Genomic DNA, 17,058 nt, shown 5'->3' on the forward strand with positions numbered 1-17,058 from the left:
ATGTCGAAGGCTTCCCCTTCCAGGGGAGTCGGCCGTGCCTCAGTGGCTTGAGGTCTGCATTCACCCTGGATATTGGCACGTTGGAGCAGGGATACGTTCGGCTGACCCCGGCAATGAATGCGCGATGCCAGCCTGTAAACCCGATCGCTGACATCAGGACGCGCTGGTTGCAGAGAGGGTTAGGGCCCTAACTCCTTCGACCTGCAGCAGGTTGGACGCTCGGACGCCGGATGGCCACGGCTCGTCCGCCAAGGCCACAAAAGCCGACCTGTCGGTGGCCGTTCTTACTGTCCGCAGCAGATCCGACGGCGTGCGATGAAACGCATTAACGGAATCAGGGCGGCGATCGTAGTTCAGGAGCCACGTAAATGCAGGGCTGTCAGTGGCGCTCCGTGGTGACAGCAGTTGAGGCGGTGTAGTCGTGATGAACAAACGTGTCGAGTGGGTCCCCGACGCCGGGTTGGTCCGCGAGGTTGATGACCTCTTCGGGCGGGCGATTGATTCGTATCGTGCGAATCCGAACCTGATCACGGAGCACGCCAACCAAGAGGAGTCCATCCGGGTCGGCGGTTACTCGAATCGCACGCTTCTGGAACTGGTGCAGAACGCGGCTGACGCCATGTCGGGGGCTGCCGAGCACGAGGAGGGAGCAGGGCGGGTCGAGATCGTCCTCGATCTTGACCGCCAGACATTGTACTGCGCGAACGCTGGCCGTCCCTTCTCCCGAAGCGGCCTCACCACACTGGCCCATGCGCATCTCAGTGGTAAGCGAGGTGACGAGATCGGGCGGTTCGGGCTCGGCTTCAAGTCGGTGCTCGCGGTCACCGATACTCCACAGGTGTTCAGCCGATCGGTCGCCTTCGAGTTCAACTCGTCGAAGGCGAAGGCGGCGATCGCGACGATCGCGCCCGCCTCCAAGAGGGTTCCGGTCCTAAGGACCCTGACCCGGATCGACGCGGAGGTCGAGTTCGTCAAGGACCCGATCCTGGCCGAGCTGGCGGAGTGGGCCGTGACGATAGTCAGATTGCCACATGCGACGAGGCTGGAGAATCTCAAGAAGGAGATCGAGGAATTTCGGTCCGAGTTCCTTCTCTTCGTCAACTCGGTGCGTGAGATTCGGCTCCGGGTAATCGGAGCCGACGCGAACTTCGTGACGAGTCATGTGTCGCGGGAGCTGGGCGACGGCAGGTTTCGGATCGAGCGTCCAGACGATGACCACGAAGAGTGGTACGTCGACAACCGAATGCATGCACCCAGTCCCGAGGCTCGGATCGAAGTCGGCGAAGCGGTGTCACGTGACCGAATGAAGGTCACGGTTGCGATGCCGGCCCGCTTCGCACAGCGGAGAACGGGCGAGTTCTGGTCGTATTTCCCGCTCCAGGACAGGACATCGGCGTCCGCACTTTTCAACGCCCCTTGGAGCGTCAACGACGACCGCACCACCCTGCTTTCGAACACGTACAACCGAGAGATCCTCGTGACTCTCTCGGGAATGTTTCTCGACATGCTGCCGAAGGTCTCGTCCGTCGACGATCCGGCAGCACACCTGGACTACATGCCGGCGCGTGGCCGTGAGACCCACTCGTTCGGCGACGAGATTCTCTGCGCCCATGTTCCGCAGCTCGGCTGTGAGAAGGCTCTGATCCCCGACGCGACCGGCATGCTACGCACGCCGCCGGAGCTCCGCCCCCTCGACTTCGGCGTCAGTGAGGCGTCCGAACGTGACCACGAAGAGTGGATCAAGTCGCCCCACACAGACGACGCCGTGCCGCACTGGCGTTGTTATGCCAACGGTCAGCAGCGTGTGACTCGCTTGAGGGCGCTCTACGTGTGCAGCGTCTCCACCGCATTCGCCGACTCACGACCCAGAGATGATCTAAAGGCGTTGGAGAGGATCCCCAAGCGAGGTGTCCTGTCCTGGCTGCGTGAGTGGGCGGAGGGGCCCGACGCGGCCTCTGCAGCGAAGGCGCTCGATTTCGTGCTGCGCAATCCCAACGGCTTCGGTCCTGCGAAGGTCATACCGACGACCGGTGGCATGTTGTCCATCAAGGACCGTGACCGAGTCTTCCTCCATCGTGCGGAGGATGTCGACATCGAAGGAGCGTGCTTCGTCGATCCGGACTTCCTGGCCGTTCCCGGCGTCGAAAAGAAGCTCGGGGACAGAGGCTTCCGGGACCTCGATCCTCTCTCGATGTTCGAGGCCAGGATGGCCAGGCTGTCGCCGGAGGCCGAGGACGACGAGCTCCCGAAGTTCTGGGACGCTGCCACCGATGTGCCCATGGCACAGGCACAGAAGGTCGTGGCGGGTAACAAGGCGGGCGCCCTCAAAGTTCCGACGCGCGACGGTGGTTGGGCTCCACCCACGTACGTGCTGGATATCGACGGCCTTGGCGACAGCGCTCCCGATCGAGTTTTGGACCGGACGAAGTGTGTTCCCCAGCTCGCACACGCGGCAGGCGTCATCACCGAGCCGGTCGGCTCGTACTCGCTCGAGGACGAGGTCCACTTCGAGGACTACTGCCAGTACGTGCTGGACGAGGTGAACCGGAGGCTCGGGCCCGGAGAACGCCCCGTCGAGCAGGTTGAGTTCGACAGGGGCGAGGGCCCCGGTCCGTTCTCGGCGCTCCTGATGTTGCAGGAGGCGGGCGCGCCCGAACCCCTACGCGAGCGGTGGACGGAAGGATTGCTGAGACTCGACCAGTTGGGGCACTGGCTCTGCACCGACATCGACACGGGGCTCAGCCACCGGGTCCTGTCCCCTGTCCGCTGGGCGGCGGGTCGGGCCGGCTTGCTGAAGTCGAATCGCGGCCACCGGGCTCCTGGTCGCGTCGTCTCGGCGTCGCTCGTCGAGTACGAGGCCCTTCTTCCTCTCTTCCGAGGACCGCGCCACGTCGAGGACGCTCTGAAGCTGCCCAAGGATCTGGGCGAGGTCCCTGCGGAGGTCCTGCGTGAAGCGCTCGAGGCGGAGGTCACCTCGCCGATCAGCAACGTGGCGCTGACGGGGTTCGTCCTCACGGCGAGTCGGTGCGCATTCCCGGAGGGGCATCCGATGTTCATCCCCGCCCGGGTGGGACGTGCCATCGAGAGGAGGCGACCCGACGCGGTGTACTTGGCGACGACCGAGGAGGAACGCGAGTTCCTCAACCTGAGGCAGAAGCCGTACCTCAAGGTGGATGAGGACGAAGCGAACGAGTTCGTCGAAGTGGTCGGATGCCGACGGTTCGAGGACAGCTTCTCCTTCTCGCTCCTGGTCGACGGTCGGCAGGTCGAGGAGCGCGTCCTCGACCTGTACACCGGACTGCGTTCGACGTTGGTCGAGGACAAGGTCACGAACGCGACTGTGGCGAAGGCCGTTCAGATCACCAAGCGTGTGACCACAGAGGACGGTGTCGAGGATCAGTCGCTTGAGTGGCACCGTCAGGGAATGACCCTGGTGGTCCAGGCAGAACTCGACGAACGTCGTGTCCTGCAGCTCGTCAACGAGGCATTCGACCTGCGCCTGTCGAACGCCGAGTTGAGCGACATCCTCCAGGCACGCGTCGACCAACACCTGGAGACGCAACGGCAGGACGCCCGGGCCGCGTCCAGTGACGTGGAGCGGCTGGCGATCTACATCGGTGATGACACGCTGAAGGAGAACCTGCCGAAGGGACTCTGGCAGGCACTTGAGGGCCAAGGCCTGGTGGACGGCTCCACGTCCGTCGCCGAGCTCTTCCTGACCGTCTACGGCAGCGACTCGATCAAGCTTCTCGCGGAGGAGTTCAGCGCCGAGGGGTACACGGACGTTCCCACGACATGGGCGGGGGGAGCGTCGACCGTCGCCTGGCTTCGGAAGATGGGGTTCGGCGCCAAGTACGCCGGGCGTCGCACCCGGCACCAGGACGATGAGTTCGTCGTGCCCGGTGCCGTGAAGCTCAAGCCCCTGCATGACTTCCAGGAGAAGATCAGGGAGGAACTGGAGGAGGTCCTGACGTCCCGGGGACGGGACGGTCGTGCGCTCAAGGGCATGGTGGAGCTTCCGACGGGAGCTGGGAAAACGCGGGTGGCCACCGAAACCGTGCTGCGGCTGTTCGTCGACGGCGACATGAGCGGAACCGTGCTCTGGATCGCGCAGTCGGAGGAGCTCTGCGAGCAGGCAGTGCAGACGTTCGGCACCGTCTGGCGTTGGCTCGGGGACGAGCGTCCGTTGACGATCGGCCGGCTCTGGAACACCAACGTCGTCCACGAACCCGACACCGAGTTCAGTGTGGTCGTGGCCACTGACGCCAAGCTCGACCGGGTGGCCGACACTCCTGAGTACGAGTGGCTGAGCAGGGCCTCCGCGGTGTTCATCGACGAGGCGCACCGGGCCGGCGGGTCGAAGATGTACACGAAGATCCTCAGGTGGCTCGGAGTCGACGGTCGTAGCTGGGAACGGCCTCTGGTGGGCATCTCGGCGACGCCGTTCAAGGGCAGCGGCGATGTCACCGAGCCGACGAAGGAACTGGCGGCCCGCTTCGGTCACCACAAGATGAGCGCCTTCGACGGCAACGCCTACCCGGAGCTGTCGAAGAGAGGTGTCCTCGCCAGGGTCCGACACGAAGTGCTGAACGGCGTGAAAGTCGCGCTGGAGCCGGACGAACTCGCACAGGTGCGGTCCCTGCGCAAACTCGAACCCCAGGTCCTCGACCGCATCGGTCGGGACCAGGCCCGCATGAAGATCCTCGTGGACGACATCCTGAAGCGGGATCCGGAATGGCCGATCCTCGTGTTCACGCCGAACGTCCTGTCCGCCCAGGTCCTCGCCGCGACACTGCGTTACCGGAAGGTCGCGGCCGAGGCGGTCAGCGGCCAGACCGGACGGCAGACGCGCCGTGACGTCATCGAGAGGTTCAAGAGGAACGAGATCAGGGTTCTGGCCAACTGCGACCTGCTGATCCAGGGATTCGACGCGCCCGGCGTCCGGGCGCTGTACATCGCGCGGCCCACGTTCAGTCCCAGCGCCTACATCCAGATGGCCGGCCGCGGTCTGCGTGGTCCGGAGAACGGCGGCAAGGAGGAATGCCTCATCGTGGACGTAGCCGACAACTTCGGCGCGGTCAACGACTTCCTCGGATTCCGTGCCTACGAGGGCCTCTGGCGAAAGCAGGGATCATGATCCTCATACCGGATCTCGCCGACATCGAGGCGACCACCACCAGCAACGCCGAACGGCGGGTGGCCCGACTGCTGCGAGCGATCGACGGTCCCCCCGACGCCGTCGCCTTCCACTCTGTGAAGCTGCGGAGCCACGCGGTCAAGCAGCAGGGGGAAGCGGACTTCGTCGTGCTCTGGAACGGCGTCGTCGTCATCGTCGAGGTCAAGGGCGGGGGCGTCAGGAAGTACGACGGCGTCTGGTACTCCATCGACCGCCACGGTGACTGGAAGAAGTTGCGCGAGTCGCCGATGGACCAGGCGCAGTCGGCGATGTACGCGCTGCGCGACATCCTCCAGGAGGAAGGCGTCGGTTGGTTCGCTGCCGAGGCCGTTGCCCTCACCCCCGACATAGACGCGCCTCCGGCAGCCGTCGAATGGAAGGGAAGCCACTGGTGGGCCAAGGAGCAGATGAGCATTGCCGCACTGACGGAAGCCTTCGAGAAGGTTGCCGGCGAGGCGAGGCCCGCTCCCTACGGAATCAGAGTCGCCCGGTCCGAGACTCTTCGGGCGCGCCTCTTCGGTGAGTTCACCAGGATGCCCGTCATCGATGCGCAGCGGGGCGCCGTGCTGGAGGAGCAGAATCGAGCGACCGAGGGACAGGCCAGGGTCTTGGCCGCGCTCTCCCGGAACCCGAGGATGCTCGTCTTCGGTGGCGCGGGCACCGGGAAGTCCCTGGTGCTTGCGGAGGGCGCGAAGCAGGAGGCGGGCGAAGGGAAGTCGGTGCTCATCACCTTCCACTCGCCCGCCTTGGTCGACTTCTTCGGTCCGCGGATCGAGGGCAGAGATGTCGATCTCCTTCCGTTCGCGGACCTGTCCGGTGACAAGCAGTACGACGTCGTCTTCGTCGACGAGGCACAGGACCTCATGAACGCCGAGGGCATGGACGCCTTGGACGCCGTGATCCGCGGGGGTCGAGAAGGCGGCCGGTGGAGGATGTTCCTCGACCCCAACAACCAGGCACGCGTCGACGGTGAGTTCGACCCGGACGTCTGCGAGTTGGTCCAGCAGGAGGCGCTCCAGTACGACCTGGACCGGAACGTGCGCAACACCCGTGCGATCGTCCACGTCGTGCAGGAGTACCTCGGCGCCGACGTCGGGGACCCGGGCATCGTCCATGGCGACCGAGTGGAATGGCGGTGGTCCGACGGGACGGCCGGTGTCGCCGCCGCCGAGGCCGTGGCTCGCGACCTCGTCGCGAACGGGGCACGCCGCCAGGACATCTGGGTCATCAGTGTGTCCGAGGACGCCGAGCCGCACAGGACCGAGGCCGGATTCCTCGTGACCAACCCCCGTTACGCCAAGGGGCTGGAAGCAGAGCACGTCATCGTCTGCGACCTGCCCCAGGAATACGACGACCGGGGGCTCGCCGCTTTCTACGTAGCCGTCACGCGGGCGCGGATCACGCTCCACGTGGTCGCGTCCAAGAACGACAAGAAGCGCCTCCAGGATCTTCTTCGAAAGCAGGTTGGGAAGTGAACCTCACAGCCGCCCAAAAGGAGGCCCTCCACCATCTCCGAGCCTCCTACCTGGGGCCCGAGGCCGGAGACGAGGAGGTCACGGCGAACCTGCCTCACCGACAGTACGCCGTCGGCATGCTGTTCCCGGTCGAGGCCGAGGCACGGGGATCTCACGGCGACGGGAACACGGACGAAGAGGTATCGGCCGATGTCCCCGACGGCGATGTCGAGGAGAGTGGGGCCGGAGTTCCCCTGGCCGAGGACTGGAAGCCCTCATCCGTCGCGCTCTCCTTCGTCACCGACGGCGACTCCGTCGACGTTGACTTCTCGTGCGGTACGTACGCCGGTGTCGAGGAAGACGGGCCGCCCAGGTGGCGGCGTACCCCGTTCTCCGTCGACGGCCTCGACCTCCGCCGGGGGAAGGGGCCCGAGCGCCTTTCCCTGGGCGGTGTCTCGGTCGAGATCGGGTCGCGTTGGCGCGACTTCCAGGGCGACTCGTTGGTCACCGTCCACGTAAGGGTCCTGACCGAGTCCACGGGCGACGATCGACTCGACATTCCTCGGACGCTGTTCCAGGTCCACCTGGCCGCCGCTCCCTCCGCCGGGGCGGAGATCCTGGAGTACGACACGACGCGCTCGATCGACACCGACCCTGAAGCTGCCGAGCTGCGCCTGCGCTATCGGAACCGGAAGGTCTACGCGGTCGGGCACGGAATGGCCGCGGACTGGGAGTTCGCGGAGGACCGTTGTGCCAAGGTCTTCCTCGATCCCGTGCCGGCCTTCGTGGTGCCCGCCGTCGAGACCACGGGGTTCGATGAAGGGACGGCCGAGGCCAAGGCGTTGGAGCTGGGCCACCTCCAGCAGATCGACAAGTATCCCGAAGCGGTCCTTCGATCGTTGGACGCCTTCCTCGAGGCGTTCGCCGGCTGGGCCTCCCGCCAGATGGAACGGGCGGAGGCGTTCAGCGACGAGAGGGCCGTGGCCGTCCGCATCGCCGGGCGTTCGCAGGACGCCGTCGACAGGATGAGGGAAGGCATAGACCTCCTCCGGGCGCCGGGACAACAGGACCTTCGAACGGCCTTCTCACTCGGCATGGCCGCCATGCGTCTTCAGATGCGGCAGGCGTCCATCAACCGCGGGAAGCCGGAGGAGCAGGTGCCGGAGCCGCGGTGGCGACCCTTCCAGCTCGGCTTCCTGCTCGTGTCGCTGGCCTCTACCGTCGATGAGGGGCACAAGGATCGGGACCTCGTCGACCTCATCTGGTTCCCGACCGGTGGCGGCAAGACCGAGGCATACCTGGGTCTCGCCGCGATCGAGGTGTTCCGCCGACGGCTCGCACACGGCACGGCCGGCGGGGGAACCGCCGTCATCACCCGCTACACCCTGCGGCTCCTGACCTCTCAACAGTTCCAACGGGCCGCGGCACTGGTCTGCGCGATGGAGCGGCTGCGGGCCACGGACGACCGGGCGAAGGGCATGGCGTCCTTCTCGATCGGTCTGTGGGTGGGCAACGAAGTCACCCCCGGCACGCGAGTAGAGGCGCGTGAAGCACTCAAGCGGCTTCAGAAGGCCGCGCGCCCGGAAGAGGCGAACGAATTCCAGGTCGAGAGCTGCCCATGGTGTCTGACGCCCTTGGTGCCGAGGCTCAGGAGCGACAAGCCAGAGGACTACGGCATGCGCCTGCAGGGCGTGGACGTCGTGCTCCACTGTGTCGACGCGTCGTGCGACTTCGCCGGCGAGCTCCCGCTCGCGGTCGTCGACGAGGTGCTGTACAAGGAACCGCCCACGATCCTCCTGGCCACCGTCGACAAGTTCGCGCGTCTGCAGTTCAGGCCGGAAGCGGGCAGGCTGCTCGGTTTCGGGACCGCCTTCAGGCAACCGTCCATGATCATCCAGGACGAGCTACACCTGCTCTCGGGGCCGCTCGGAACCACCGTCGCCGTCTTCGACGCGGTGATCCAGCTCCTGCTGAGCCGGTCGGGCTCCAGTCCCAAGATCGTGGCCTCGACGGCCACCATCCGCGCGTCCGAGGAGCAGGTGGAGGGACTGTACGGCCGTGAGGTCGCCCTGTATCCGCCATCGGGACTCGACGACGACCGGACCTTCTTCTCCCGCCCGGTGGAAAGCGGAGAAGGACGTCTCTACATCGGCCTGATGCCGCAGTCGGTCTCGCAGCCGTCGGCCGTCATCGCAGCCGTCACCCCCATGGTGGAGATGCCGGAGGCGCTCGCCGTCCGCGCCCCGTCCGCCGCGTCACGGGACGCGTACTGGACGCTGGTCATGTACCACAACAGTCTTCGTGAGCTCGGACGTACCGGGACGCTGGTCGTCGACGACGTCAACGGTCGTCTGGAGCCCCGAGCCGAGAGGCTCGGCTTCCCCCTGCGGCCCGTCAGAGCGGGGAAGGTCCTGGAACTGACGAGCCGTCGCGGAGCCGAGGAACTGCCGAACGATCTCCGCGCGCTCAGGATCAGGGCCGACGAGTCGCCCGAGGCCGTCGACGTGGTCCTCTCGTCGAACATGCTCTCCGTGGGCATCGACATCCCGCGGCTCGCGCTGATGCTCATGGTGGGGCAGCCGAAGACCACGGCCGAGTACATCCAGGCCACGAGCCGTGTCGGACGTGGAGACACGAAGGGCGTCGTCGTCACGCTGTTCCGGTCGGGAAGGGCCCGTGATCGGTCGCACTTCGAGACCTTCCGCGGCTACCACGAGGCCCTCTACCGGAGCGTGGAGCCCACCAGCGTCACACCGTGGTCGCTGGCCTCGCGCGAGCGATCGCTCGCCGGCGCGCTCGTGGCACTGCTGCGGCAGTCGTTCACCGCTTTCGCCCCGAACGAAGCGGCGGGTCGGTTCGACCTCGGGGACGACAGGATCCGCGAAGCGGTCGATCGACTCGTGGAACGGTTCCTCGGCTACGTGACGCGCGCCGACGGCCTCGAAGCCCCGGAAACACGCTCCGCGGTATGGAGCCTCCTGAGGGACTGGGACCGACGGGCAGCCCAGGCACGGCAGTCGAATGAGCCCCTGTACTACCAGCGGACGAAGAAAGACCAGGCAGCTTTGTTGAAGAAGTTCGGCCAGCCCGGCGAGGGGTGGCTTGTCGCAGACTCAATGAGGTCAGTGGAGCCCAACGTGGCGGTCGAGGTCCAGGAACCGCAGGAGGAGGTGCACCATGGAGAAGATCAGGCATGACCTGCGCCTCTCCGAGACGATCTCACCGTTCGGTGTGGGAGCGATCGTCGACGTGCGAGGCGAGTCGCTCATGGCGCCGGACACGTCCTGGTGGGACAAGAAGTTCGCCCACGAGATCAGCTGTGAGCGTCTGATGGCCCGCCTCGGTGCCGGTGTTCTGAGACAACCGCCGGCACACGCGAGCCGGGCCGCAAAGGAAACTCCTGCGTTGCCGTACTGGCGCTTTCCCGTTTGGCGGTTCTGCGAGCGCTGCGACAAGCTCTCGAAGCTGACCGGTAGGAAAAAAGGCAAGTGGAGCAACACCTGCGAGTGCGGCGGCGCGCTCGTACCGATGCGATATGTAGCCGTCTGTGAAAAGGGCAGCCACATCCAGGACATCAACTGGTTCCAGTGGGCGCATCGTGGGCGCGCGGCGAGCCTGAACGAAGCAGTCCGCTTCTGCCGTGATTACAAGGCGCTCCGGTTTCACAAGCTGGCCACTCGCGGCGAAGGTCTCGCTGCCCTGGTGGTGAAGTGCTACGGATGCAAGAACGAGCGCAAGCTCGCGGAACTTGTGACGAAGGGGGCCCTGCACCAGGACGGGATCCGTTGCGCAGGACGGCAGCCCTGGGAGCCGGAGAACTCCGTCAAGAAGCCCTGCCCGTACGAATTGGTCGCCGTGCAGCGCGGTGCCACGGGCAACTACATCGCCGACAGAATCTCGGCTCTCGACATCCCGGAGGAGCGCCCGCAGTCCGCGGAGATGGCCGACAAGATCCGTGGTCACATGCTCTTCGGGAAAGTCGTGACCGACAACGGCGGACCCCAGTCGGAAGTGTTGGCGCAGCTGATCGCCGATGATTTCGGAGTGACGGCGGAAACCGTCCTCGGCGTCGCGGCGGGGGAGGAAAGCCCCGCGGGCGAGCTGCTGCTCGATCTGAAGGACGGTGAGTGGTCGGCGTTCCTTAAGAAACTCGATGAAGGGCGCGACCGCACGGCAAGCGACTTCGTCGTCGACGGGAGAAGCCTCGAAGGGCTCGCGGGACCGCAGAGCCTCCTCGCCAAGATCAGCGGCATCGGACAGGTACGCCGGGTCCGGGAGGTCCGTGCCCTGCGAGGATTCCGACGCCACGACGCGGAAGCGACTCTGATCAACGCCGATCTGGGATCGGACCGGTCGTATCGGCCCACCTACCCGGCGATCGAGCTGTTCGGAGAAGGAATCTTCCTGCGGGTCCACGAGGAGAAGCTCGCCGCATGGGAGGCACAGCCGGAGGTGCAGGCACGCGCCGGCATCCTCAAGAAGAGAAGGGCGGACTCTCCCTGGGCCGGCCGCCTCGACGTGCCGGAACCCAGGTACATCGCCCTGCACACGCTGGCGCACCTGCTCATCCGGCGACTGGCGTTCGCCAGCGGCTACGCGTCTGCCTCACTGCAGGAAAGGATCTATGCGAACTCCGACCGGACGGATAAGACCGCCGGGATCCTGATCTATACCGCGGCAGGGGACGCCCAGGGGACTCTCGGCGGTCTCGTCAGGCTCGGGGATCCCAAGAAGCTGATCCCACTCCTAGTGGCAGCCCTGGACGACGCGGACTTCTGCTCCAACGACCCGGTCTGCATCGAAAGCGACCGTCAGGGAGCCTCACAGCTGAACCTCTCGGCCTGCCACGGGTGCTCCCTGGTGAGTGAGACCTCCTGCGAAACCGGAAACCGGCTACTGGATCGACAGCTGGTCCTGGGCGGAAGCGACGTGAGAGGACTGCTGGACGACGTCCTGACGGACGTCCGACGGCTCAGGTGACTATCTGCGGCCCCGTAGCGCATGCTTGGGGCCGCAGAGCGGCTATCCGCGGCCACCGCCGGGAGGAATCTGTAACCGTCGCTGCTTCCGGACCCGAGACGCTGATCAGCCGTCCGCGGAAGACCCTATGGTTTTCGCCGGTCGACGGGTTCGATCTCTGCGCTGCACTGCTGTAACAGTTCCGGAGGCCCTGTGTCTGAATCCGGTTTCTGCTGGTCACAGGCCTAAGGGGGTTTGCTGAGGGGGCGCCGTCCACCCATGGTCCACGTGGGGGGCGGTATCTCTCGCCCGGGTGGCAAGGTCCACGATTTTCGTACTGATGCCCCTCTCTCAGTTGATCACTGTGCGACACTCCCAGAGCCGAGGCTCGCAGTACTGCGCAGGGGTGGGTAGGGATGCACGGACCAAGTAAGAACCTTGATACGTTCCTCGACGTTCTGAATGGAAACCCAAGGCCTGTTGCCGGAGCGAAGCAGGGTGAGCGAATTGCATACGCGACCCGCTTCGCGAATGACATGGCAACATTCATCGCGAACCGGCTTCGCAAGGACTTCGAGGGAATCCTTCCGACCCCGGACGGGAAGGGGCAGGAGTCGAGAGCTCGCACTGCGAAAGGCTTCAAAAAGCTAGACGTTAACTATTCCACCCCGCAGCTTGGGCTTGGCTTGGGTGTATCTCTTAAGCACATTCAGGCAGCCGATGGAAAGAGCAGTAGATACACCAAGAACTACAGTCGTAACGATGCTGAACTTCGGGCCGAAGCCATGGACTATCATCAAAGGCAGCCCTATGCGGTCATGATCGGACTGCTCATGCTTCCGTACGACTCTTGTGATGACTACGGCGGCGGCCGTGAGCCGTCGTCATTCGGCGCGGCAGTGAGGACCTTTCGAAACCGCTCTGGTCGATCGCGCCCGGATGGTCCTCTGGACCTGTTCGAAAAATTCTTCATCGGGTTGTATGAATTCGAGGGGTCTGAAAAGGGGAGGCTTGATTTCTACGACGTCGACAGGCCGTGTCCACCGGCCACCCGTAGGCCTGTCGATGGTGAGTATCTCGATATGGGCGAGTTCCTCGCCTCCATACTTGAGGCTTATGACGCGAGGAACAATCCGCCCATGGAGTGGGCAGATATGTAGGTGCGGCAGCCATCCGGACTCGAGATCTCACGCAAGATCTGGCAGGATGTGGGCATGCTCGACGTGACGTCCTCCTCCGACAGCACCCTCCGTGTAGCTGGCCTGTTCGCTGGCATCGGTGGGCTTGAACTGGGCTTCCACGCACTGGGGGCGACCACTGAGCTGCTGTGCGAGTTCTGGGAGCCGGCACGGACGGTGCTGAGGGAGAACTTCCCCGGCGTGCCGATGCATGATGACGTGCGGACGCTGACTGGCTTGCCGGATGTGGATGTCGTCACAGCGGGCTTCCCGTGCACGGACCTGTCACAGGCTGGGAGGCAGGCGGGCATCGAGGGTGAAAACTCAGGCCTGATCAAGCACCTTTTTGACCTCCTGTCGGACAGCAGTCCCCGCTGGGTGGTAATTGAGAACGTGCGCAACATGCTGGCTTTGGACAAGGGTAAGGCTATGGCCTATCTCGTTTCGGAGCTGGAGCGCCTGGGGTACCGGTGGGCCTATCGAGTCGTTGATTCACGCTTCACTGGCGTTCCTCAGCGAAGGCAAAGGGTCTTGATGGTGGCCTCGAAGGATGATGATCCTGCGGACGTCCTGCTTGCCCGTGACGCTGGTGAACCGCATGAGGCAAGGTACTCGGCAGATGCGTTCGGCTTTTACTGGACGGAAGGTAATACTGGAATCGGTTGGGCTGAGGATGCTATTCCCACTCTCAAGGGTGGCTCGTCCATGGGGATCTCCTCTGCGCCTGCCATATGGATTCCGCAGCAAGAAGTTGGCAAGGCAATAATTACGCCTCATATTAGTGACGGCGAAGTTCTGCAGGGCTTCGAGGCGGGGTGGACAGCTTCCGTGAATGGTCGTGTAGGGCATCGTTGGAAGCTTGTGGGTAATGCTGTAACCGTTGGCGTTTCTACATGGCTAGCTGAGCAATTGGTCGCTCCTCAGGTTTATGACCGGACTGGCGACATTGACTGTGTAGGGGCTGCCCGTTGGCCGCTTGCTGCATGGGGCTATCAGGGAAAGCGATGGGCGTCCAACGTCTCGATGTGGCCCGCCCATCAGCCTTACCGTCACTTGCTTGACGTGGTGGATGTAGCTCAAGCCCACCCCTTGAGCTTCCGCGCAACTAAGGGGTTTCGTAGCAGGCTTGAGGCAAGTCGTCTGCGCTACAGCCCGGCCTTTATGGATGCTCTGAAGCTCCATGAGAAGCACATGGAAGCTGAAGCTCTCGTCAAAAAGTAGACAGAGTGCTTGTGGAGGAGGCGGTCAACCTCGGCGTGCGTTGATGAGATTGCGGAGTTCGTCAGGCGTGGGCCACGGCGCATGACGGTGGATCATTCTGTGGCAGTTGGCACAGATCAGAGCGAGATCAGCGAGCTTGGTTAGCCCTTCGCCAGCCTCATGCAGGGGCACAACGTGGTGGCACTCGATGTATCCGGCGCCCCGCGGGCCGTAGGTGGCCTCGAAGTCGAAGCCGCATGCCTCGCATGCGAGCTGGCAGCCCTGGCGCAAGACGGCATTGATCTTCCTCTTGCGTAGCCCCTTGTCCCGCTCGCGGCTCTTGTGGCGGCGGATCAGCAACCTGCCCTCGGGTGCGCTGTAGTCGTCCTCCTCCTCGGCCTCCGGGGCGAGGTCTTGGAATTCTCCTGTGATGAGACCGTCCCGGATGCGCTGGGCTACCTCCGCCATCTCGGCTGGCCGGGCCAGAAAGTCGTTCATCACCTCGACATCGAGCGCGTTGCCGTTCGTGGGCTTCCCCTGGTAGGCCGGGTGCCGGGACGTAATGTCGGCTGTCTTGCGAGCTACGCCGTTGGGGTTCCGGAACAACTCGGTACGTACTTCTTCCGGGTAAATCGGCATGGTCTGCAACACTGCGGACAGCTCGATCACGCGTGGGTCGTTGAACTCCAGTCGCTTCCAGCCGTTGGTCATCGCCAGGTCGCAGGCAAGGATGATCTCGTCACGCGTCCAGTCAGGATTCCTGGATGAACGGACCAAGAAGCCAAGTTGGGCGAGCCACTTGGCGGCGTGCGACCGTCCCCCGCTCAACTCGTCCGGCCTGAGCGCCCGATCTTGATCGAACTTGTGAGCGACTCCGGCTATGGCCTTTGAGTCGTATGTCCTGCCCTCGTGTACGAGGAGGTACCCAGTCGCTGGCTGGTACCCATAATCGGACAGGAACCTGTCGCGACCCAACTCGTCGTACTCAGCTATGGCTTTGAGGACACCGTCTCGACTGATCGATCCTTTGCGCATGACGGAAGGTTAGACGCCGGCACCGACACCTCGGTCGGAGTGGGAGCAGGATCGGCTAGGCATGCCCGCATGCACATGAACCTGCGCAAAGGAGGGTGCGTAAGCCGCCTCGCCTGACTAGGATTTGCCCTCAGGGCGGCCGTGAGAGGCCTATCGAAGAGTTGCAAGGGGCGGGGAGAGCTAATGAAAATGGAGCCACGTAGCATGGCGCTCGACAAGGTGTTCAAGCGTCGCGGCCGCTACGATATCCCCGACTGGCAGCGTGATGAGGTGTGGTCACCTCAACAGAAGAGACTTCTCATCGACTCGATTCTGAGCGGGTGGAAACTTCCGAAGTTCTATTTCGCGAAAACTTCCAGCGATCCTGATGAGTTCGACGTGGTGGACGGGCAGCAGCGCCTCGCCACGATCTGGGAATTCTTTGAGGATGAGTTGACGCTCTCCGAGGAATCCGCCAAGCGGTTTGGCGGGCGCACCTACTCTGAGCTCCCTGACGCAGTCACCGATGACTTTGATGACTTCGAGATTCAGTACGATGAAATCACCGAAGCTACTGACGATGACATTCAGGAGTTCTTCCAGCGGCTTCAAGCGGGAAAGAGTCTCACTTCTGCCGAGAGGCTGAATTCGGTAAATAGCAACCTAATTCGTTACGCGCGAAAACTGTCCGCTCACAAGTTCTTCGCCGGTAAGGTGAAGACTAATAATACGCGAAAAGCGTACTTCGATATGGCGTTGAAGGCCCTTGCCTTGGAGATTGAAGGCTTTGGTCTGGGGCTTCGGTATGACGACTTGAAGGAGTTGGCTGACTCGCAGAGCAACTTCTCGGAGGACTCGCAAGTGGCGACACGGCTCCTGAGTACGCTTGACTACCTCGATCGCTGTTTCCCTGAAAAGAGTTCGGCCCTTCGAAACCGAAGCACCATCCAATCGTTCATCACGCTAGGGGCAGTTATTGTGTCGAGTGGGCGATCCGAAGGGACGGAGGAGCGTCTCTACTCCTTCTTTGAGGACTTCACCGCCCAGCTTGCGAGGCAGAATGAGTTGGGCACGAAGGCCACCGACATTGCGTACCTGGACTATCAGCGAACGCTCTCGGCGAATGTCAAGTCTGGCGCTAAAGATCGGCACGAGATCCTTCTGCGTAAGCTGCTGATCTCAGACCCTGCGTGGATGAACGTGCTGTCGCTCAAGGAGCCGGCATCGACCGCGATCCGAGAGGAGATTAACAACCTGGGTCGTAGGATTGGAACCCTGATCTCGCAAAGGAATGAACAGTACTCCGCCAAGCATGGGTCGGATCTTTTCAAGCCTACTAACAAGACCCTCGCCGCGATGTCTTCGATTCGCGAGCCCATCGAGAACTTCGAAGCTTACTCGAAGTTGATCGGTGAACTCTATTTCGTTCTCCGTGAGGGTCCGGGCTCTCGTCTCGACGGTAATGTTCCCTCGTCTTTCATCGACGTGAATCTTCTCCGTACCGGACTGCAACACGATGTTGATCACGGGAAGGCGGGAGCGGTCGCCAGTAAGAGAAGGAAAATTGGTGAGGCGTTCGCGCGATACGCCTCTGGTGAGACCTCGCCTTCTACCCTGGCCCCGGAGCGTTTTCCCCTAGTGCAGGCAGCGCTGCTCCGTGCGATTGCCGAGGACCTGGATACCCTCACGGTGTAAACCTCTTGGGAGGGGAGCTATTCCCGAAAGGTCGGCGGAGCGGCTTTGGGCTGGAGCTGCTTTGGGGCGAGTGATCATGGCCCCTTAAGCTGATGGCGAGTCGGGCAGTCTGTGGACCTGCCCGTTAAAGCACGACGTTGGGGCCATGACCTTAGAGGCTCGCCCCAAAGTGGCTGCCTAAAGCCGTGGAGTCGACCGCCCAGCCGCGGACTGGTTCTGACCTGTGGTGCCGCACTATCCCTCAGCCCCGGCCTGGTCTTTCGCCCCTTTGTGGGCGCGGGCGGGCGACGACGCGCGGTCCCGGTGGCGGAGACATGGAGGGAGCCGGGCGGCGGCGTCCGGCCGGCGCCGCCGCGCTGTGCGCGGCACCTCTGATGTCATC

Annotated in this window: 8 protein-coding genes; 7 read left to right on the forward strand and 1 reads right to left on the reverse strand. The window is 63.7% G+C overall.

Going from position 1 to position 17,058, the window contains the following annotated elements:
- Nucleotides 1-424 precede the first annotated feature (424 nt).
- The 6 genes from ACFU5O_RS11370 (at nucleotide 425) to ACFU5O_RS11395 (ending at nucleotide 13,988) form a co-directional block, all read left to right on the forward strand.
- Nucleotides 425-5,137 carry a sacsin N-terminal ATP-binding-like domain-containing protein gene (locus ACFU5O_RS11370; RefSeq protein ID WP_384239003.1) on the forward strand — a complete coding sequence of 1,571 codons (4,713 nt, stop codon included), beginning with the start codon at nucleotides 425-427 and terminating at the stop codon, nucleotides 5,135-5,137.
- A complete protein-coding gene (locus ACFU5O_RS11375; RefSeq protein WP_384239005.1) occupies nucleotides 5,134-6,651 on the forward strand; it encodes an NERD domain-containing protein in 1,518 nt (505 codons plus the stop codon). The genes ACFU5O_RS11370 and ACFU5O_RS11375 overlap by 4 nt, the downstream gene beginning before the upstream one ends.
- Nucleotides 6,648-9,827, forward strand: a complete 3,180-nt coding sequence (locus ACFU5O_RS11380; RefSeq protein WP_384239007.1) for a helicase-related protein — start codon at nucleotides 6,648-6,650, stop codon at nucleotides 9,825-9,827. The genes ACFU5O_RS11375 and ACFU5O_RS11380 overlap by 4 nt, the downstream gene beginning before the upstream one ends.
- A complete protein-coding gene (gene drmB, locus ACFU5O_RS11385; RefSeq protein WP_384239009.1) occupies nucleotides 9,808-11,610 on the forward strand; it encodes a DrmB family protein in 1,803 nt (600 codons plus the stop codon). Before ACFU5O_RS11380 ends, drmB begins: the two co-directional genes overlap by 20 nt.
- A gap of 395 nt (nucleotides 11,611-12,005) precedes the next feature.
- Nucleotides 12,006-12,749: a hypothetical protein gene (locus tag ACFU5O_RS11390; protein ID WP_384239011.1), complete on the forward strand. Its 744-nt coding sequence runs from the start codon at nucleotides 12,006-12,008 to the stop codon at nucleotides 12,747-12,749.
- Nucleotides 12,750-12,803: 54 nt separating this feature from the next.
- Nucleotides 12,804-13,988, forward strand: coding sequence for a DNA cytosine methyltransferase (locus tag ACFU5O_RS11395; RefSeq protein WP_384239013.1), 1,185 nt, complete (start codon nucleotides 12,804-12,806; stop codon nucleotides 13,986-13,988).
- A 24-nt stretch (nucleotides 13,989-14,012) separates the two neighbouring features.
- Here the strand turns inward: ACFU5O_RS11395 and ACFU5O_RS11400 are convergent, their stop codons facing one another.
- Complete coding sequence (locus ACFU5O_RS11400) at nucleotides 14,013-15,002, reverse strand: HNH endonuclease (RefSeq protein WP_384239015.1); 990 nt, start codon at nucleotides 15,000-15,002, stop codon at nucleotides 14,013-14,015.
- A gap of 204 nt (nucleotides 15,003-15,206) precedes the next feature.
- Here ACFU5O_RS11400 and ACFU5O_RS11405 point away from each other — a divergent pair, with 204 nt between their 5' ends.
- Nucleotides 15,207-16,676 carry a DUF262 domain-containing protein gene (locus ACFU5O_RS11405; RefSeq protein WP_384239017.1) on the forward strand — a complete coding sequence of 490 codons (1,470 nt, stop codon included), beginning with the start codon at nucleotides 15,207-15,209 and terminating at the stop codon, nucleotides 16,674-16,676.
- Nucleotides 16,677-17,058 lie beyond the last annotated feature (382 nt).

Source organism: Streptomyces sp. NPDC057445, assembly GCF_042802855.1.
GTDB lineage: Bacteria > Actinomycetota > Actinomycetes > Streptomycetales > Streptomycetaceae > Streptomyces.